Consider the following 20,126-nt stretch of genomic DNA (forward strand, 5'->3'; position numbering starts at 1 on the left):
GGAAAAGCCCAAAAATGGATACAACTGAGATTAGCTTCTCTGATATCAATGCCTTTAATGACGGACAAAGAGAGTCTTTTGAGGATTTGATTTGTGTGCTTGCACGACGTGAGAAACCTCAGGGTGGTATTGAATATCAACCAAATGAGGGCAGAGGTGGCGATGGCGGTGTTGAGGCTATCTGGTTACTCGATAATGGGAAGAAAGTGGGTTACCAAGCAAAGTTTTTTCTTTCGTTAGAAGATACTCAGTGGCGACAAATGGATGAATCGGTACAACAAGCGCTAAGAGTACATCCAGAGCTACAAACCTATGTTTTTGCATTGCCAAAAGACCTTACTCCAAATCGAGGTGGTAAGGGGAAATCCGAGTGGCAGAAATGGTTTGATCGAATAGAGAAGTGGAAAAAGTGGGCCGCAGAGAACTCTATTAGCATTGAGTTTGAGCTTTGGTCAGAAACCATCTTGAAAGAAATGCTTCTCAGGGAGGGGAGTTCACCTTTAGTTAGATATTGGTTCGGTAAAGATGTATTGAATCCAAGCTGGTTTAAGGAACAAATCAGTTCAGCAAATCGGATGCTGGATGATCGTTTCAACCCTGATGACCATGTTGGAGTATCCATTGAGGAACTGTTTGACACCATCGTCCGTGGCCCCTCTATTATTGAAAAACTGCGGGCTGCTTTTAATCAATTAGAGACGGTAGATATTCAAAAAACTCTTTCTCTATCTGAGAAGTTGTTACCAACCACTGAGGCTTCTTTGAAAGTACGTAGCACCTGGCAAAAGGTGACGGGGCTTAAAGATTCTCTTGGTCACGACCTAGACAAAGAATGGGATGTTCATTCAGCGAAAAATACTGTAGATGAATTACGGAGCGAGCTGCAGAATTTGGAAAGCGATCTTGACTCAGTTGATGAGGCTCAGTTTTCAGAACTAAACCAACATAAGCTTGAAAATGTGTTGCGAGGTTTTCCTGACATTAACTCTGCTTGTTATTCGCTGAGTTCTTTTTTTAGCCAAACTCGGCTTCAAGCTGAAGCTCGGAGATGTGCGGTTATTTATGGGCCTGCAGGTGCGGGTAAGTCTCATATCTTAGGACAAGTAGCAGAACAGCGGGTTGGTGTGGGTTTACCGACAGTTCTAGTACTAGGCCAAAGTCTTTCTCAGTCACCTTTTTGGGAACAGATTGGGAGTCTTTTAGGTTTGGAAGGGAGAAGTGAAGAGAGTGTTTTAGGAACACTTAATGCTGCAGGAGAACGCATTGGTGAACGGACGCTTTTGCTGTTTGATGCGATCAATGAAGGCGTAGGCGCAGGGTATTGGAGACAAAAACTGCCAGATATTATCAATGCAATCACTCGTTACCCGTATTTGGCCGCAGTATTCTCCTGTCGCGATGAATATCTGCAATATGCTATTCCTGAAACCCTATCAGACAAATTACCTAAGTTTCGTATAAACGGGTTCTCGACACCAGAAGAGCTAGAGCGAGCTGCTATTCAATATCTTGATGCGAAAGGGATCGCCAGGCCTAACACTCCATGGCTATCACCAGAGTTTAGTAATCCGCTGTTTCTAAAAAGTGCCAGCGAAGCAATACATGCGAAAGGATTAACAGAATTTCCGCGTGGATTAAGAGGAATCTCTAGCATCATGGCTTTCTATTTGGATGCATTAAGTTGGCGTATAGGAGTTGATCCATCAAGTCAGGATGATATAGCTGCATCTATCAAAAGATGTGCATGTCAAATTGCTAATAAAATGGCAGTTAATGGCTGCGACTTTGTTGAACCTGAACAAGCAACAATATTTGCAGAAGAAAGCTTTAGAGGAAGAACACCGCCAGAGGGAAAGACGTGGTTGCGAATCCTAATTGAAGCAAACTTGTTTCGTAGAGACCCCCCTCCATACTCAGATGATATCGATCCCTTTGATCCTCCATCAGATTTAATTCGTTTTGCATTCCAACGGTTTCAAGATCATCTGATGGCAAAGACTCTGACCGAAAAGATAACCAAAGAACAAGCCCATGCAGCTTTTGATAAAGATGGGCCATTAAGTTTCCTATGTTATGACGAAGATCTCGATCAGGGCTTCCAATATAAATACGCAGGTTTGATCAGTGCTTTATCTACAATATATCCAGAAAAGCTTGGGTTGGAGTTTGTCCATACTTTACCTGACTGGGAGCGACTATGGGAAGAAGCTCATCTGTTACAAGAAGGGTTTGCAGAAAGCTTTAAATGGCGCAGCCCCGATGCTTTTCCTGATTCGGCAATAGACCTACTAAATCAATTAGATGGTTATCATGTTGACACTCTGGGGGTACTGCTAGAAGTATCAATGACGGCTGAACATCCATTTAATGCGTTGTTTCTACACACTAATCTGAAACGGCAAGCGATGCCTGAACGAGATAGTCAGTGGACGAATTGGATAAATTTTGTTTCACGGGAAGAGCTGAATCAAGTCGATAGGGTTGTCTCGTGGGCTCTATCTATATCTGAAGGTTCTGCTGACGTTAAGCATATGGAGCTTGCCTCGATTGTATTGGCCTGGGCACTTTCATCATCTTTTATGACTCTGCGAGATCGAGCAACTAAGGCCTTAACGAATCTGTTTGTGGTCAATCAAGATATTTACACTTTCGCGCTTGAGAAAATGTATGACTGTGATGACCCATATGTTATTGAACGGTTGTATGCAGCTGCTTTTGGAGCATGTTGTATAGATCAGGATACTAAACGTTTACAAAGATACTCCAAGGAAACCTATAACAAGGTTTTTGCTGCAAGGAAGCCGCCAGTAGCTATTCTGACCAGGGACTATGCACTCGGGATAATAGAGCTGGCCGATAGAAAAGGAGTATTGAGTAGTGATATTGATTTAGAGGGCTGCTTTCCTCCTTTTGATAGTGACGCACCAATATTCGGCTTAACGGAACAGGATATTGAATCTATTGCTGATGGTCGAGGAGGAAGAGATATCTTTTACTCCTCTTCTAGTGAATTGGGGGATTTTGGAAAATACAGCATACCAGGGAAAGTAGGAGCATTCATATCTACTGCTTTGGACAGCCCCGCCCCAATCTCTGCCGAAGATCTAAAGAAGCAATTTCTTGAGGAGTTTATTTACCCGAGCGATGAGCGAGCAGAGGCCTTAGATCGCTATGAATCTCTACAGCGTTCTATAGGAACGGCTGTTTTTTTACAGGTTACAAGTGATGACTCTAAAGAAACTGTAGAGCAAGACCTTGCCTTTCTAGAAGAGTCAAAGACAAGGGCTTTGGATCATTTAGAAAGCCTTTTGAATGAAACTGAGCGAATGAGACTGAGATCAGAATATTTCCGTGAAGGTAAGGGCTATGAAGAGTACGACAAAGTTGATTTAAAGCAATGTCGACTCTGGATCGCTAAGCGTGCTTATGAGCTTGGTTGGACTTCTGAGCTTTTCCCAAGAGATTGTTATAGTTCTGGTTATTCGAGATATGACAATGATTCTGAACGTGTTGGAAAGAAGTATCAACGCATTGCCTTGGATGAAATACAAGCCCGATTAGCAGATAATTTTTGGGCACTTCAAGATTGGTCTGAAGAGTTGGGTGTTTACCGTTATAGCCATCAGGATTTTCGTCGAGATATAGAGCCAACAATCCTACCTAATGAGGCTTCAGGTATAGGGGGGGCTGATTGTACAAATAGCTGGATTATCGAACCTCTGATTCAATTACCAAGAGTTGCTGAAAGTGATTTGAAACAATGGCCTTTTGCAGAAGATCCAACCCAGTCAGTTTCAGAAAAGCTCGTAAGAGTTGATAGCGAGGCTAGAAGATGGTTGCTTTTGCATGAGTATCACTCAGATCGGCAACAGTATGACGAACCTCATCCAGGTGAACATGGTATACGATATGAAGAACTTCGGTTCTTATATTGTGTGTTTTTAAAGCGGGGAAACGTGGAGGCATTAGCTGAACACCTTACGGAAAAGCAAAGTATAGATGGACACTACTTTCGACCAAGTGAATTTACTGATGGACCATACCTTCGAGAGGCTTATTGGCGTAATACCTGGCAATCAGAAAAGCTATATCAGGATTTACCAAATGCTCCAAAAGGTTGTGAATTTTTGATTCCAGTTACTTGCTATCACTGGGAGAGCCATCTTGATAAATCTCTTCCTGAAGGCTTTTCTCAATACATGCCGCAGAAATGGTTTGCCAATGAGCTTGAAGTAGATATGTCAGACTCTAGTCCTAATATCTGGCTAGACAAGACTGGCCAGAAGCTTATTCAAGCTCATAGGCCTTCTGCTAATCAGATAGCTGTTGTTATTGATGAAAATGTCCTCAACACTTATTGCAAAAAATTCGGAGTTGAGCCCGTTTGGATAATGATTGCAGAAAGGAATGTCTGGCCAAATGGAAGTAACAATGAATCCTGTTCGCGAAGATCAGAGGGTATGGTCTGGCGTGAAAATGGTAATTGGAAACAAACTGGATGGAATCAGGATACTAAACGCTAAGCTTATTTATGTAGATCAGTCTCCCCACTATCGAGTGAGGGAGACTGAGTGAAAGTTTATGCCGATGGAGCTTTCACCACCGCCGTTAGCTCTTCGGACACACTCTGTAGGAACCACTCCTTAAAGGTATTAAAGGCCTTGAGGATTTGATCTGATAGAGACCCTTAAGTGTCTGACAGCGACATTTCCTTCTGCCTCGATTGCTCACTGTACCTTAACCCTCTAGGTTACATCAAAATATGACAGTTATTTCCTGAAGAGAAGCTGAAGCAAGAGCCCAGAACTTTCCGAAGATCTGTGAGTGCATCTGAGTTTTTGCTCTGGCCTTCTGAAACGTATTGGAGTGCGTTATGACATCAATGGCTGCTGTTGCTCAGAAGCAGATTTTTGCCAAAGGCTATCTGCTTGTGCTGATTTCTGCGATCTGCTTCGGCCTACAACCTTTTTTCGCCTACGTTGCCTATAACGATGGCGCTAATCCGACAGGGTTATTACTGGCCCGGTTTAGTGTCGCGGCACTGGTACTGCTGCTATGGCTGAAGATGAAAGGCGTGCCACTACCCAGGCCTAAAATCTTTTTTCAAAGTGCATTAATTGGTATCGGCTATGCAGGAGCGGCCTTAGGCTATTACAGCGCCAGCCATTCAACATCCGTGAGTCTGGCAGTCATTCTGATGTTTTCCTTTCCCGCTTTTGTCACTCTGTATGCGATTCTGGTGCTCAAAGAACCCACCACAAAAACCCGGATTGCCAGCATGGTGTTAGCGCTCACTGGAGTGATATTAGCGGCAGGGATTGATCTACAGGGAGATCTGCAAGGTATTCTGTGGGCGCTATTTGCAGCATTAAGCTACGGGGCTGCTATTGTGTATGGCTCACATACCGCCAAGCCAGAAAACCCTATCGCATCTGCCTGGGTTATTCTGTTAGCAGGAATGTTGACCTTTGCCTGCGCCAGCGCATTTCAGGAAGCGGCACTGCCTCAAACCAGTGACGGTTGGTTTGCAGTATTGGGATTAGCGATTTTTGCCACCATTGCACCGATTGCAACCTTTATTGCGGGCTCACCCTTGATTGGAGCTTCAACCGCTTCAACTCTGTCGACTTTGGAGCCTGTGGTAGCGATTTTGATAGCCGTATCTCTGATAGGAGAGGCTCTGTCGACGATGACACTAATGGGCGGTGGTTTGGTGCTAACCGCCGCTGTTTTACTGGCAAAAGCCAGTAGATGAACCCGTTGATCTACACACGGTTTCGCTTTACTGCGGCTTCGTTATGATCACCTCAAGGATACTTTGCAAAAATACCTTCCGAGGCATCTGGTATTATCTGATCACCGCACTAAATACTTGAACCCAAGCTCCACTGACTACAGATTAAACCAACATTTTGTCCCATTATGGTGTAATCTTAGCGCACCAATTCCGACTGTTTAAGTTGGTTATTAAATCAACTGTTAGCTCTAAACCTAAAGACCCCAGGTTAACGGTTTTTTGCATCACATTGCGACGAATTTACGCTTCGTTTAGCAGGAGATATTATTTTGACTCACACTGCACCAAACACATCAACAAATACATCTACAACCACAGCCCCTGAGCCTATTACGGTATGCGCACTCTACAAATTTGTGCGTTTAGAAAACTTTGAACAGCTACGGGAGCCTCTACTGCAGCAGATGCAGAACCATGAAGTAAAAGGCACTTTGCTACTGGCTTCTGAAGGCATTAACGGTACGATTGCCGGGGCTGAAGCAGGCATTAAAGCGGTGCTGAGCTGGCTGAAAAGCGATACCCGTCTGACCGATATTGTCAGCAAAGAGTCCTACCATGAGCATAACCCCTTTAACCGCACCAAGGTGAAGCTGAAAAAAGAGATAGTCACCATGGGCGTTGAAGGCATAGACCCGCGCCATGTAGTGGGCACTTATGTAAAGCCCGATGAGTGGAATGACTTAATCAGCGATCCAGAAGTACTACTGGTCGATACCCGTAACGACTACGAAGTTGAGATCGGCACCTTTAAACATGCCGTTAATCCCAACACCAAAACCTTCCGTGAATTCCCGGATTATGTAAAAGAGAACCTGGACCCGGAAAAACACAAAAAGGTGGCGATGTTCTGTACCGGTGGCATCCGTTGCGAGAAGTCGACGGCTTATTTGAAGGAACAGGGTTTTGATGAGGTTTACCATCTGGAAGGCGGTATTCTGAAATACCTGGAAGAAATGCCGGAAGAAAACTCCCTATGGCAGGGTGAGTGTTACGTATTTGATGGTCGGGTTTCGGTGAATCATGATCTGGAAAAAGGTCAGTACGATATGTGCAACGCCTGCCGTCTGCCGATCACTGAAGAGGATAAGCAATCCGAACAGTATGAAGCCGGTGTCAGCTGTCCTAAGTGTTATGGCACACACAGCGAAGAGCAGATCCAGCGTTTCCGTGACCGTGAAAAGCAGGTTCAGCTGGCCAAAGCCCGTGGTATTCAACACGTCGGCGGTCAGGCTCAACAGTTTGCGGAGCATAATCGCGAACTGAAGCAGAAACAAAAAGAAGCACAGCGGACTAAAAACAGTTAAGTCTTGCTAATACCATTCCCGATAAGTTTCTTGATATCAGAGTCGCTTGGATAAGCGAAGCGCCTTGCGGCTTTTCCGAGCTACAACAACTTATCTGGTTTGGTATAAGACTTATACCTTAACAACGATTGAAAGCGCGAACACATACGAAAAAGCGCGAAGGGACACCCGCTTAACGACTCTTGAGCCATAAATTCAGGGGCTGTTACGTGGGACTCCCACACGCAGGGCACTTGGTGATTTTTGTGTTTTTATACTGCATTTTTCGGATGCTTTGAGTTTGCTATCATGTGCCGAATAGTTTGTTTTAAAAGAGGTTTCATATAATGTTGTTCTTTCCTGTACAACAAGAACTTGATTGCATTAATGATAGCGGAGACATCATTGGAAAAATCACGTTTGATGCTGCTCAAGATGAATACGTGTTTTCTCCTGCCCGCAAAGACATCGTGTTATCCGTAATAGAGGAGGCCACCATCGCCATCAGGATCGCCGGGCTTAAATCGGGCAAGTTTTCTATTCCAATGCAGGATGATGATTGATTTGTACGAAACCAAGCCAGGTCACAGCAGAATAAACACCCACCTAAAAATAGTTGGTGTGCACAAAAATGCCATTGGCAGTACTGCATATACGCCAGCATCCAGCGTATCGGTAATGCAGAGATATACGACAGTACCTCTATTAGACTGGCAAAATCTTAGTCTGTATCCAATCTAAAAATGCCTGCCCGTCCTCAGAGAGTCGCTGGTCGTTATGCCATAACACAAAGTATCCCAGGTCACTCTCCACGCTTTGCCCGATAGGGTTGATCAACTGCTGATTCTGTATCAACTCATCAGTTGTCAGATGTTGCCAGGCCAGAGCGATACCCTGGCCATTCTTGGCAGCATCGATGACCAGAGGGTAACTATTCAAGGAGATATCTAAACGTTCAACAGGCAGATCGACATTCTTCGCATTGAGCCAACGCCGCCAATTCATACAGCTGGAGTTATGATCTTCCAGCTCAATCAGATGATGATGCACCAGATCTTCAGCATCTTTAATCTCGCCAAAGCGTTGAATGTAATCAGGACTGCATACCGGGTAAACCTTTTCTACAAACAACTGCCGACTGTTGTAACCCTTCCATTGCCCATCACCAAAGGTAATGGCGATATTCACATCTGGGTTAATACAATTTTCAAGGTCATCAGAGGCAATCAGGCGCAGCTTTATATCCGGGTATTGGATACGAAACTCCGTAAGTTTAGGCATCAGCCATAATGAAGCGATAGACTGATCTGTCGCAATGGTCAGGGGGTTATCTCTATCCGTAACCTTAAGCTCCCGTGTCGCATTAGCCAGCTCAAGTAGTAAGGCAGCAATGGTATGTTGAAAGTCTCGCCCCTGTTGAGTAAGACTAACGGAGCGATGGGCACGAAGAAACAGAGGGACACCTAGAAAATCTTCTAACTGACGGATCTGCTGACTGACCGCTGCCTGTGTCAAGTGCAGTTCCTGCGCCGCTTGAGTAAAACTGAGGTGCCGTGCTGCCGCTTCAAAGGCGATCAAGGGGTCAAGGGGCGGCAGTTTCTGTCGGAAGTTTTTCATTATATTATGCCTTGATTGTTCTACGTGGCAGAAAACCCCTGTTTTTCAGGGGATGAGATGTGTTTATATCAATCTCAGGCCCTGTTCTCTGAACCTATCCCTAAATCGATTGCTATTTAGTGAGATTATATCAACTACGCTTCTTGGCTTAAGGACAAAAACGACAGACAGTCGCTTATTGTACTTTTTACGCGTTGTAATATTAGCGTTCCACATCACTTGCTGCGCCTTGGGAAACCAGTCATGACTCATTCATAAAGCAGCTTCCATTAAGAGACATTCAGACCTGCTGCACACATAGCTTGCTTACATTCAGGCAAATAAACCGTCATAAATCAGTTTAATACCTGTGATAAACAGCAAGCCGTAGCAGCTGATATAGAACCAGAAGTCGTTTACTCGTTTATGCAGGTACATGCCCAGATAGACACCCATCGGGGCAAATATCAGTAGCGCCAGGGCTGTCATTAGATTATTGCTATCCAACAATCCTAACCAGGCATAAGGGATAAGTTTGGTGTAGTTTACTACTGCGAAGAAAATAATCGTCGTGCCAACAAACAGAGTTTTATCCAGCTTTTGTGGCAGCAGGTAGATATTCATAGGAGGACCACCGGCATGCACACTAAAGCTGGTAAAACCTGCCAGTATTCCCCAGAAACTACCTTTGCTTAGGCTGGCCTCTCGTGTGTTATCTGGTATTTTGCGTAGCTTTTGATAACCGTGATTTAAGGTAAACAGGGTCGCCATCAGTCCTATCATCAACTTAATATCCGTTTCGGACAGACTATTAAAACTTAGTGCGCCAAGCACAATGCCGATAATGGCTGCTGGCAGAATAATTTTTAGATTGGTTTTATCGTAATGACCACGAAAACCCCATAAACCTAGCAGGTCCATCACACATAGAATGGGTAACATAATGGCGGCTGCCTGAATCGGTGGAATCGCCAGAGAAAGGATAGGCACGGCCACCATACCTAAACCACCGCCCATACCGCCTTTGGATATTCCCACAATTAAGACGGCAGGAATCGCGACAAGATAAAAAAGAGGGTCATCAATCATAATACTCACTCTGAAACAGGCTTTGGGCCAGTAATATGATTGGCATTCTAGAGAGGGCCTGCCACTTGAGGTAGGCGGCAGGAACTATACAAGCTATAAGTTCAGCTTATAGCTTAGCTCTGAAGATTTGAGCCATCGGGCAATATCATCACGTCAGAGCATGATCTTCATCCCGTTAGACACCATCGCGGTTACAGTAGCTTTTCAACTGGTCAATAAAATTCTGTGTAATCGGTTGAATCAGGTTCTTATAGCGGGTAACCAGCATAATGGACAGAGTGAGATCCAGATTATCCAGTGAGGAATAGATCAGTCCGGGTTGCCCCGCTGCAACATATCTAGGCGCAAAACATACCCCACTGCCATTACGAGCCAGATTAAGCATAATATCGACCGTTTCGACTTCCATGCGGATAGCTAACACTTGATCTGCGAACGCATTTTCAACCGCACGACGTAAAGCATAACCGGGTGGGAAAAGAATCATAGGTGTTCCCTGAGGCAAAGTGCGAGACTGGAGGATCTGCCCGGCACCCGGAAAATCTTCAGCAAAAATCGCCACCAACTGTTCATCATGAATAGCCTCTGCTTCCAACTCTGGTGGGAGCACCATAGTACTATGAACCAAACCAAAATCGACCGTGCGGTTATAAGCCAACTGAATGACTTCCTGACTGCTGCGGGCATGAAGCTGGAACTTAACTTCAGGATTCTCAACACTATGCTGACTGATCAGTGAAGGTAACAGATAAGAGATGACCGTATGAGGGCCAGCAATCGCGATAGTGCCTTCGACCACCCCTTCCTGAAACTGCAACTCCCGAATGGCCTGGTCTACATTCTGATACAGAGGATGCACTTTCCCCCATAACTGACGCCCTGCAGCCGTGAGTTGAATACCCCGTCCGGCACGGGTAAACAGAGTGATACCCAGCTCATCCTCCAGCTTGCGAATCTGCTGGCTGAGTGCCGGTTGAGAGATACCTAAACGATTTGCAGCCAGTGTAAAGCTACGCTCTTCCGCGCACACCAGAAAATATCTTAGCTGTAGGTCAGACATAACTGTCCTTAGATGGCGTAAAACCAGCAGATTCCGGCGGTGCTCAAACGGCTTGAATCCATTGGCTGACTGATAGAGTAAGATGCCAGAAAATACTGATGTGTGTGAAGGTTCAGATTAGTAGATACGCTTCAGCCGTTGTTGTTCTGTTGCCTCTCGACGCGCGGCAAAATCTCTTTCAGCCGCTTCTTTACGTTCTCTGAAATAAATAGATTTCTCTCGTGCCAGCTCTGCTTTTTTCAGCTCCTGCTGTCGATCAATATCCGCTTGATGACGCGCCTGATCCATGGCACTTAAGATCGCCTGACGTTCACGGGACATCTGGTACTTAATGACGGAGTTTTCCTGTTCAAAACGGGCTTTTTCTCTCGCTCGATCGGCTTCTGTCCGTTTAGTCGCGACTGAGCGCTCATGTTCAACCTGGGCCCGTTCAGAATTGCGCGCTCTTTCAGCATGTACACGGATTCGTTCACGTCTGGCTTCGGCATCGGCTCTGGCTCTGGCCGCACGCTCCTGTTCTGCCTGGCGTGCCCGTTTCATAATACCGGGATAATCATCAGCAGGACTTTGATAAGCAGCCCCCTGAGCCTGTGTCGTTAGCGGGAACACAGATGCAGATACTGATAATACGACAGTCACAGAGAGTCGAAACAGAAGGTTTTTCATAGCGGAACACCAAGTTCTGGGTAGACTTACATTGATATTCAGGGCTGATTTTGACAAAACGTCAAATACTGATACAAAGATCTTAAACACTAGGCATCAGATCAACCTCAGTCTCTTCCCATAAGTAAATTATCGGTAGAGTGAGAAGATTCATCCAATAAAAAACACCCTATATACTCCATATCATCACTTTAAGAGTGATTCAGTTTCCATAGGGCGCTTAATCTGAAATAACAACGCTAAATTATGCCACGATAAAGTTACTGCTACTTAGCTCGCCTTGTCCCACATCGCACAACACAGCGACCAACTGAATATCTTCGGCCATTACCAGTGCATCACTTGAGCCCGACTGCTCAAGATGCCAGAGGTAAGCGTTATTATTCTGATAGGAGATTAAACCGACTTTGTCATCTGCAGCATTGACCTGTATACCTGATACGGGAGTAGAATCCTCAGACAAAGCCTGTAACAAATCACTGCCCGTGCTGCTTTTCGTCAGCTCAATATCATCATCCAATGTGGTATTGAGTTCTACAATACTGAACTCAGAACTGCTGGCACCCAAAGTGAACGTACTACCACCGGCACTAATCAGAGCCGTATCGGTATAGGCAAACTGTAAGTTACTGCCTGAAGGCACATTGCTTTCCGCAGTCAGGTCTGTGTTTTGCCAAGCTATGATGTCATTCTGGACATTAAAGCTATCAATGGAGTCTACCCCCTGAACGTTAACAGAGGATAAAACAACGATATCAGCAGCGGCTTCACTTTCAGCCAGGTCAATCATGTCATCACCGCCTAAACCACTCACCCTGTCTGCGCCTTCGCCCGGAGTCAAAGTATCATCAGAGCTGTTTCCGGTAATAACATCACCTACGCCTGAACCAACAATAGTCAATTCTCTTGTCGTTAAATCCGCACCATTAATGGATATACTGACAGTGTCAGAATCCACGTTCAGGCTCGATAGGTTGAGAGATGACTCATCCATGTTAATGATGAAAGTATCTTTTTCCCCGGTACCAGACAGTATTATCGGCTTATTATCCAGCTCAGAACTATTTAAGGTAACGCTCGCAGCAGCGTCGGCCGTAATCTGCATTTTTTCAACATTGATAATATCAATTGTATTGGCGGATAAATCCAGTGTATCTGTAAAAAGCAATACATCCGTACCACTGCCAGCATCCAAAGCAAAATCCCCCCCGACGATAGTGAAGGTATCATCACCCGCACCACCAGTCATCGAGGTTAGAAGCTCACTTTGAGTTATGGTCAGATTGCCAGTTAAGTGGTTAGCATTGACGCCTTGAGCTGTAATACTTGCCAAGGTGACATTCTGGCTACCCGATATATTAACAATACTACCCGATTCACTGCCTGTAAGCGCACTCAGTTCAACAGCGTTACTGACTGAGCTTAGGTTAATAACTTCAAAATCGCTGACATCAATACTCCCTGTCTGACTGGCAGCCACACTGATATTGATACTATCTGCAGCGCCATCCGTTGGCGTATCGAATGTGATTGCGCTACCTAAATCGCTGGACAACAAAATACCCTGTCGCTGAGATAGGCTGTAAGTGCCTGCACCCTCAGCGCTCGCAAACTCAATAAAGTCGACATTTAGGTTTGAGAAATCGCCTGTACCACCGGATAGAAGGCGGATAGTGGTTGTTGCCAAGCTGGAGGAGGTATCCAGGGAAGAGAGCCCTGTCACTTGATCCAGGGTAAGACCCAAGGTGATATTGCTGCTACCCGAAAATACAACTTCAGTGGGTAAGTATCCCTCACTATCCAGTAAATAGAGCACATCGCCGTTATTCCCGGAAAGCTTTAGAATCTCAACCTGATCCGTCTCTTCGCTTTCAATGCTGACAGTACCCGTAGATTGTAGGGTTACGCTGTCAGTTCTACCGGAAGTACCGTCCAAAGAAACCTGGGCACCATCACTGGTAATAATGGTCACATCATTTTCATCAAGGTTTTGCAGCTGAATGTTGGTTGCAGCGCTTAAGTCCAGCACGGCATCCTTACCCTCGATCATTGCACTGACCGTGTTAATTTTATCGCCAGTGATTAACTTAACATCACCGGGAACGTTCAGAAGCAATACGCTATCTGAAGCAGAATCACCTGCATTAGTTACATTAATCGTTGTGCCAAAGCCCACAATGCCATCCAGATTGATTGTCGACGGAATGGAGGAGCTCAAAGAGATGTTGATTGTTTCAATACCAGATATCAGAGATGCCATCTCAATAATATCCGTTGCACTGGTGATACTCAGGATGTCTTCATCATTAAGATTATTATCCGCCAGGGTATCTTCACTATCCAGCGTAGCATCACTATTCTCAATGCCACCAGTAGCACTAAAGAAATCGTTATTATCTGTCCCCTGATACTCATCAGCCGCTCCCGTTGCATCAGCGTCAGTGAAAGCAACTGTAATACCTGGAACACTCAGGCCAACGTCTTTAACTGCATCAGTGGCTGCGGTAGGATCGTAATTATCACCCGCAGCGTTTGTATACTGCTCCGCCGCCGCGGTTTTCATTGATAGAACCAGGCTATCTTGCTGATCTGCACCATTGACCAGAGCAAACACTAGCAGGTCAATATCAACTGTACTGCCACCTTCTTCGGCCCAGTAACCGACCTCATTACTGGCAGGAACTCGATTGAACATACGAGAATAGAGTTCAACAATGACACTGGCCCGTGACAAAGCACCCAGCCCAGTAGCATACTCAGGCTGTTCATTGACAATATTAGCGCGTAACTGTTCCAAACTCAGCGCGCCTTGTTCAATCTCCTGCTTCCAATACTCAAGGCCGGGCAGGTCCGCAGCTCTGCCTAACAAGCCAATGTATACCTGCTGAATCTGTTCGGATACTGTCGCCATCTGTCCAACTCCGTCAATAAAAGTAGGCAACCCTGAAATACTCAAGATAGTTACTAACATTATCTGTTATTAAGTGCAGCTTGCAAACCTTTTGGCTTTAAGAATTAAGTACATAGGGTTGTTTAATCTCATCACCCTGACTTATTACAGAGGATAGCCCAATCATCAGCGCAGCTGGAGCTGGCACTTCACTTTCTAAACGCCCCCCATTAAAACCGTCCTTAATGGCCTGGGAGATATCTTATTATCCAGCAAGCATTAGTTTAGTCCAGGTCAGCGAGGAAGCGGATCAACAGTTTAATGACCAGAAAGAAGCGACCAAAAAAAAGCGACTAAATATGTCGCACAGATTTCCACCGTTTTATATTGGCGAGGTCCCGAGCCGCTGTGATACCTCTGCGACTGCGGTATGGAAAGCAGATAAGGTTTGTCCAGAGGGTGCTACCCTAACCAAATAAAGTGAAAACCTGACCATGACGCTGGCGGATAATATGCAGCACCCGCATGCGGCAGAGAGTATTGACCACCTACTCTCTGCTGCTATCACTCACAATCCGCTATAACGCCGGCATATCCTGTTCAAACGCCATCAACGTCTGCTGATTAACCGGCTGTCGAATTACTTTAGCTTCGCTGCCACTGACCATGACCTCAGGGATTATCGTGCGACTGTTATAGGTTGAGTTCATTACCGAGCAGTAAGCTCCGGCGCATAGAAATGCCACCAGATCACCCGCTTGTAAGTCACCACTCAATGGATAACTGCGGGCAAAAGTATCGGTGCTTTCGCAAATAGGGCCGACAATATCGTATTCCTGAGCAGTGCCATTCGCAGCCTCATTCACTGTCACGATAGGATGCACTGCCTGATAAAGCGCAGGACGCATCAAATCGTTCATACCCGCATCCAGAATAACAAATGATCTGGGTTCTGCTGCTTTCACATAGTTGATACGCGATACCAGAATACCGGTATCCGCAACTAATGAGCGCCCTGGCTCCACTATCACGGTTCCATGAAAACGCTCAGTTTCTGCAGCGATCACTTCAGCGATGGTTTCAAAATCCAACGCGTCTCCCTGACCATAGCTGATACCAAAGCCACCGCCCAGGTCCAGGCGGGTAATCTCAACGCCTTCCTGCGCCAACTGATCAACCAAAGCCATCATTTTGCCAATGGCCGCACGATAAGGTTCGGTATCGCAGATCTGAGAACCGATATGCATCGCCAGCCCCTCAATAGCCAGATGACTATGATCGGCATAGTGCTGACACAACTCACAGACCCGCTCCATATCGATACCAAACTTATTGCCTTTTTGGCCCGTAGTGATGTTTTTGTGCGTATTAACCGACACATCAGGGTTAACCCGTAATGCCACACTCACTCGAGCATTTTGCTGTTCTGCCAACTCGGCTAACAAGGCCAACTCTTCGGCTGATTCCACATTAAACTGGCTACTTTCTGTCTGATTACCTTCTAACCGGCCAACACCCGCTTCAATAGCCGCATTTAACTCTGCACGACTTTTACCAACACCCGAGAAAATCATACGTGATGCAGGGAAACCCGCTGCTAGAGCCCGTTGCATCTCACCGCCAGAAACCAGATCCACGCCTAGCCCCTGCTCAGCTATCAGGCGCAGAATATGCAGGGTACTATTGGCCTTCATAGCGTAGTGAATCTGAATGCCCCGTGACTCAAAAGCATCTTTACAGCGACGCACATTACCCAGCAAGCGGGCCTCGGAATAACAATAGAATGGGGTCGCCATCTTTCCAGCAAGTGTGCGAATCTGACTGGATTCCATTTGCAACTCGCCCTGATGGTAATAAACTGGCTCGGTTAACTGTGTCACGGCTAAGCTCCTTCACGTAAAATGGACCAAACTCTTTGTTTGCCCCGTATTTTTGCCAAAAGTTGTTTTTTGACCACAGGAAAAAGCTTACGCTAAACGACCAGGCCTGACTGCTGACAGATCCGCCTAAGGAATTGGCAAAACGACGGTATTTTAGTGAAACTGTCTGAGCGACAGACAAAACGACAGTTTGGATTCAAGGAATAAGGGCAACCCGGCTGTCACTTAGCAAGTACACCAATTGACGGCACAAAGACACTCATACCCGAAAACACTCGCACCAGAAGACACTCACACCAGAAAACACTATGGATAAGTTTGACCAAGCCATTATTGACCTACTGACACAAAACGCCCGCCAACCCGTTGCTGCCATTGGCGACACGATCGGCTTGTCCCGTACCGCAGTTAACGAACGTATTCGTAAGCTGGAAGAGAAAGGGGTGATCCGGCGTTACACGATAGAGCTGGGCCATGAGTCGCAGGAGCAAGCGCTCTGTGCTTATTTTGAACTCACTTTTCGTCCCTTTGATCCCATTGCAGTAAAACAACAACTGCAAGCGATTCCTGAAATCCGTCAGGCTCATGCCCTCAGCGGCTCAACTGATGTATTACTGTTTGTCCAGACGCGCTCTATGGAACGACTTAATCAAGTACGCCAGCAGCTGTCCAGCTTGGCTAATCTGGATAAGCTTGTCACCTCTACCGCAATGGAACAGCTGGTCTGAAGCAGGATTGTTTTATCTCCTTGGCTCTGCTTTATTTACAGCAGAGTGGTCCCTTGTTTACTGACTACCGGTAGAAGAAGTGATTGCTGTTCGCCAGAGTCAGAGATCAGGCTTCAAGTATCTTCTGAAGATTAAGTGAGTAAGCGTAAAAATCCTCGTTAACGCGACAGTAACCTAAACCTTCATACAAACTCTGTCCTACCAGATTATTCTTTGCGGTTAACAGATCAATTCGGCCTCCGCCATTTTGCTGGGCGTACTCACTGGCCGTATCCATCAGAGCTTTTCCGATGCCGAGTTTACGAGCCTCACTATCGACATAGAGGTCATACAAAATATAGATTTTAATCGCTTCTACCGAGCAAAATGAGGGATAGAGCTGGGTAAAGCCCAAGCCATTACCTTGTGCATCTTGCGCCAGGAAAATCACTGACTCCCTGTTTTTCAGTCGTTGATGGATAAACTCGGCCGCCAACGCCAAGTCAGGAGGGCACTGATAGAACTGCCGGTACAGATCAAATAATGCAGCAACTTTAGACAAATGGGACAGATCTGCGCGAACAATCTCCATAAAGGCTCTCCTCAAATTTTTTTCTTCCAAATTAGATGCTTCTTCAGTTCGGTGGTATACCCATTAAGAGATATCTTAATTAAGTTATTTAGTCATGTGATGGATATGGTTTGAACACGTGATGGCTATTGAGCGGCAGTTTAGCGCCGCTAAACTGCTCCATACTGCCGGTTTTTACCTGTAGCCAAGGGGTTTATGTGAGAAGTTTTTTCTTATCCTTCTGTTTTTAAATATTTTTTCATTTATGGCACGGATTTTTAATAGATAAAGGTATTCAGCGCAACTTACACGGGACAGGGACTATGATTGGGATTAATTCAGCCTACAATGATACTTATCTAAGTCAGAGCAGAAGCCAGAAGCTTGATGCGGCTGCCCATGAAGTAATGTCTACCACCGGCGTTGCTAAAGATACGACTCAGACCGCTCAATCTGAAATTCAGCTCTCTAGCCGAGCGGTAAAGATTCAGAAACTGAATGAGGAGTTCTTTAAAGAGGGGGCCGACAACTTCACAATCTCATCCCAGTTTGTCTCCCGGCTGACGGAGTACGGCTTGATCAGTCAGGTTGACGCCGATATGTTAAACCCGCTGACCCATCAGAAAGAGGATGAGCCAGAGGAAGACGGCACACCGTTAAATGAGCTGAAAGCTTTTATTAAGGACTTCAGCGAAGACCTGGAAGAAGGTACAAACAGCCGCTTGCTTGATACCCTGACTAAGTCTGTGCAGGTGCTGGATAACTATGATGGCAGTCAACCTAATCCTCTGGGTGTCAATGCTCGACAGCTGGCATTCAGCCTACACCAGTTTAATGGATCAGAAACCGCTGAGTCATTAGCCAACAAAGAAAAAGAAGCGTTGAAAAAGCTTGAACTGGCTATGAGACTGGCAGAGCGTCTGAATCCGCAAACGGTTACCGCAGGCCGCATGAACAGCTATCTGGATACGCTCAGTCGCTTTGCCTGATGTAGATCAATTCTTGCTGGAAAGCTTATTTCAGCTGAAGTCAGATGCGAGATAACCTCAGCTAAAACCCAGGCTTTTATCCTCTTATTAACATCTGCTATCCTTGCGCGCTTTTCCCAACAGCCCCTACAAAGCAGGGGCACAAAATAGTCGATCAGTTGATCGGCTATTTTTGATATCAGCAGACAAGAGATAGGAACACAGATGGCCATCGGTTTTGATTTTGGTACCGCAACATGCTCTGTTGCGCATATTGTAAATAACAACGTTCAGGCCATTCCTTTAGCGGACGATGAGCTATTTATCCCTTCTACCCTATGTGCGCCTAACCGGGAAACCGTCTCTGAATATCTGTATCGCCACCTGGATATTAAGCCTTTAGGTACGGTGAGCGAAGGTCTGCTTAGAAGCTCTATCAATACCAATAAATATGAAGGTTTTGATGTGCGGCCCGATGATCTGCGTTTTGGTAAACAGGCAACAGAACTCTACCTGGAAGACCCCACCGATTACTACTACGTAAAATCTCCCAAGCCCTTCCTGGGTATGTTGGGGCTGGATGCCATTCGCTACGCCATCTTTGAAGATATCGTCTGTGCCATGATGGCTAACGTAAAACGCCAGGTTGAAATTTCCCTGCAGCACGAGGTGGATTCAACGGTGATTGGCCGTCCCGTAACCTTCCATAACCGTGGCGGTGAAGAATCCAATCAGCAGGCGATCAATATCCTGCATAAAGCGGCGACACGAGCGGGCTTTAAACACGTGGAGTTTCAGTTTGAGCCGGTAGCCGCAGGTCTGGAATATGAAGCCAGTTTAACGTCGGATAAGAATGTTCTGATTGTAGATATTGGTGGTGGTACCTCGGACTGCTCCCTGATTCGCATGGGACCTGGCTGGGTTGGCAAACACGAGCGTTCAGAGACTTTATTAGGTCATACCGGTAGCTTCACTGGGGGTAACGACTTGGATATTCATATTGCCAATAAACGCTTTATGACCGAGTTTGGCAAAGATACTGAAACCCGCTCAGGCCTGCCGGTGGCCAGTATGCCGTTTTGGGAAGCGATTGCGATTAATGACGTTGAAGCTCAGCGCCGCTTTTATGCCCGTAACAATATTAATGAACTGAAGCAGATTCAGCGTGATGCCCAACAACCGGATAAGCTGGCACGTTTAATCGAAGTTTATGACAATATTTTGGGTTACAGCCTGGTGGCTGAAGCAGAGCAAACCAAGATCGCTCTGTCGAATACCCATGAGTATATGGCAACCATTGATCTGCCTTCTGAACAGCTGCAAATTCCCGTAACGGCAGATGCGATGGAAAAAGCGATCCATACGCCAGTCAGAAGAATCAAAAAGCTGGTTGAAGAGACTATTACTCAGGCCTCGGTTAAACCAGATGTGGTCTATATCACCGGTGGTTCTTCCCGCTCACCCATCCTAAGAAAAGCGGTGCAAGAGGCTGTAGGCGATATCCCGTTGGCCAATGGTGACTACTTCGGCTCTGTCACCGCAGGTTTAGCCCGTTGGGCAGATATGTGTTTTAAGTAATCTCTAAACGGCCTATTTCGAAACAGGGTAGGCCGTGCTTA

General features: G+C 45.9%; 14 protein-coding genes. 7 read left to right on the forward strand and 7 right to left on the reverse strand.

From position 1 onward, the window contains the following. The first annotated feature begins 14 nt into the window (after positions 1-14). The 4 genes from H579_RS0110400 (at position 15) to H579_RS0110415 (ending at position 7,643) form a co-directional block, all read left to right on the forward strand. On the forward strand, positions 15-4,523 hold the full coding sequence (locus H579_RS0110400; protein ID WP_036566029.1) for an NACHT domain-containing protein: 4,509 nt from the start codon (positions 15-17) through the stop codon (positions 4,521-4,523). A 350-nt stretch (positions 4,524-4,873) separates the two neighbouring features. Next, on the forward strand, positions 4,874-5,755 hold the full coding sequence (locus tag H579_RS0110405) for a DMT family transporter (RefSeq protein WP_051227527.1): 882 nt from the start codon (positions 4,874-4,876) through the stop codon (positions 5,753-5,755). 371 nt (positions 5,756-6,126) lie between these two features. Then, a complete protein-coding gene (trhO, locus tag H579_RS0110410) occupies positions 6,127-7,101 on the forward strand; it encodes an oxygen-dependent tRNA uridine(34) hydroxylase TrhO (protein ID WP_028300627.1) in 975 nt (324 codons plus the stop codon). 326 nt (positions 7,102-7,427) lie between these two features. Beyond that, positions 7,428-7,643, forward strand: coding sequence for a hypothetical protein (locus tag H579_RS0110415; RefSeq protein ID WP_245583250.1), 216 nt, complete (start codon positions 7,428-7,430; stop codon positions 7,641-7,643). A 142-nt stretch (positions 7,644-7,785) separates the two neighbouring features. Here H579_RS0110415 and H579_RS0110420 read toward each other — a convergent pair whose 3' ends face one another. The 6 genes from H579_RS0110420 to lysA form a co-directional block, all read right to left on the reverse strand. Next, a complete protein-coding gene (locus H579_RS0110420; protein ID WP_028300629.1) occupies positions 7,786-8,697 on the reverse strand; it encodes a LysR substrate-binding domain-containing protein in 912 nt (303 codons plus the stop codon). A 312-nt stretch (positions 8,698-9,009) separates the two neighbouring features. Next, positions 9,010-9,765: a sulfite exporter TauE/SafE family protein gene (locus H579_RS0110425; protein ID WP_028300630.1), complete on the reverse strand. Its 756-nt coding sequence runs from the start codon at positions 9,763-9,765 to the stop codon at positions 9,010-9,012. Between the two features lie 175 nt (positions 9,766-9,940). Beyond that, the gene (locus H579_RS0110430; RefSeq protein WP_028300631.1) at positions 9,941-10,825 is read right to left on the reverse strand and encodes a LysR family transcriptional regulator; all 885 of its coding nucleotides are present in this window, start codon (positions 10,823-10,825) and stop codon (positions 9,941-9,943) included. Between the two features lie 117 nt (positions 10,826-10,942). After that, complete coding sequence (locus H579_RS0110435; protein WP_028300632.1) at positions 10,943-11,491, reverse strand: flotillin family protein; 549 nt, start codon at positions 11,489-11,491, stop codon at positions 10,943-10,945. A 244-nt stretch (positions 11,492-11,735) separates the two neighbouring features. Continuing rightward, the gene (locus tag H579_RS0110440) at positions 11,736-14,402 is read right to left on the reverse strand and encodes a beta strand repeat-containing protein (protein WP_028300633.1); all 2,667 of its coding nucleotides are present in this window, start codon (positions 14,400-14,402) and stop codon (positions 11,736-11,738) included. A 557-nt stretch (positions 14,403-14,959) separates the two neighbouring features. Continuing rightward, on the reverse strand, positions 14,960-16,261 hold the full coding sequence (gene lysA / locus H579_RS0110450; protein WP_028300635.1) for a diaminopimelate decarboxylase: 1,302 nt from the start codon (positions 16,259-16,261) through the stop codon (positions 14,960-14,962). Between the two features lie 308 nt (positions 16,262-16,569). On the opposite strand from lysA, the gene H579_RS0110455 reads away from it, so the two are divergent. After that, on the forward strand, positions 16,570-16,989 hold the full coding sequence (locus H579_RS0110455) for an Lrp/AsnC family transcriptional regulator (protein WP_028300636.1): 420 nt from the start codon (positions 16,570-16,572) through the stop codon (positions 16,987-16,989). A gap of 106 nt (positions 16,990-17,095) precedes the next feature. On the opposite strand, the gene H579_RS0110460 is transcribed toward H579_RS0110455, so the two are convergent. Then, positions 17,096-17,560, reverse strand: coding sequence for a GNAT family N-acetyltransferase (locus tag H579_RS0110460; protein WP_028300637.1), 465 nt, complete (start codon positions 17,558-17,560; stop codon positions 17,096-17,098). A gap of 302 nt (positions 17,561-17,862) precedes the next feature. Here H579_RS0110460 and H579_RS0110465 point away from each other — a divergent pair, with 302 nt between their 5' ends. Next, complete coding sequence (locus H579_RS0110465) at positions 17,863-18,528, forward strand: hypothetical protein (protein ID WP_028300638.1); 666 nt, start codon at positions 17,863-17,865, stop codon at positions 18,526-18,528. A 204-nt stretch (positions 18,529-18,732) separates the two neighbouring features. Beyond that, positions 18,733-20,085, forward strand: a complete 1,353-nt coding sequence (gene yegD, locus H579_RS0110470; RefSeq protein ID WP_028300639.1) for a molecular chaperone — start codon at positions 18,733-18,735, stop codon at positions 20,083-20,085. Positions 20,086-20,126: the final 41 nt, after the last annotated feature.

Origin of the sequence: Oceanospirillum beijerinckii DSM 7166 (assembly GCF_000422425.1) — a bacterium.
GTDB lineage: Bacteria > Pseudomonadota > Gammaproteobacteria > Pseudomonadales > Halomonadaceae > Oceanospirillum > Oceanospirillum beijerinckii.

Bases quoted from the DNA above. Each gene is read 5' to 3' on its own strand.
- H579_RS0110400 (WP_036566029.1), top strand. From the start codon at position 15: ATGGATACAACTGAGATTAGCTTCTCTGATATCAATGCCTTTAATGAC.
- H579_RS0110405 (WP_051227527.1), top strand. From the start codon at position 4,874: ATGACATCAATGGCTGCTGTTGCTCAGAAGCAGATTTTTGCCAAAGGC.
- H579_RS0110415 (WP_245583250.1), top strand. From the start codon at position 7,428: ATGTTGTTCTTTCCTGTACAACAAGAACTTGATTGCATTAATGATAGC.
- H579_RS0110420 (WP_028300629.1), bottom strand. From the start codon at position 8,697: ATGAAAAACTTCCGACAGAAACTGCCGCCCCTTGACCCCTTGATCGCC.
- H579_RS0110425 (WP_028300630.1), bottom strand. From the start codon at position 9,765: ATGATTGATGACCCTCTTTTTTATCTTGTCGCGATTCCTGCCGTCTTA.
- H579_RS0110430 (WP_028300631.1), bottom strand. From the start codon at position 10,825: ATGTCTGACCTACAGCTAAGATATTTTCTGGTGTGCGCGGAAGAGCGT.
- H579_RS0110435 (WP_028300632.1), bottom strand. From the start codon at position 11,491: ATGAAAAACCTTCTGTTTCGACTCTCTGTGACTGTCGTATTATCAGTA.
- H579_RS0110440 (WP_028300633.1), bottom strand. From the start codon at position 14,402: ATGGCGACAGTATCCGAACAGATTCAGCAGGTATACATTGGCTTGTTA.
- H579_RS0110455 (WP_028300636.1), top strand. From the start codon at position 16,570: ATGGATAAGTTTGACCAAGCCATTATTGACCTACTGACACAAAACGCC.
- H579_RS0110460 (WP_028300637.1), bottom strand. From the start codon at position 17,560: ATGGAGATTGTTCGCGCAGATCTGTCCCATTTGTCTAAAGTTGCTGCA.
- H579_RS0110465 (WP_028300638.1), top strand. From the start codon at position 17,863: ATGATTGGGATTAATTCAGCCTACAATGATACTTATCTAAGTCAGAGC.
- yegD (WP_028300639.1), top strand. From the start codon at position 18,733: ATGGCCATCGGTTTTGATTTTGGTACCGCAACATGCTCTGTTGCGCAT.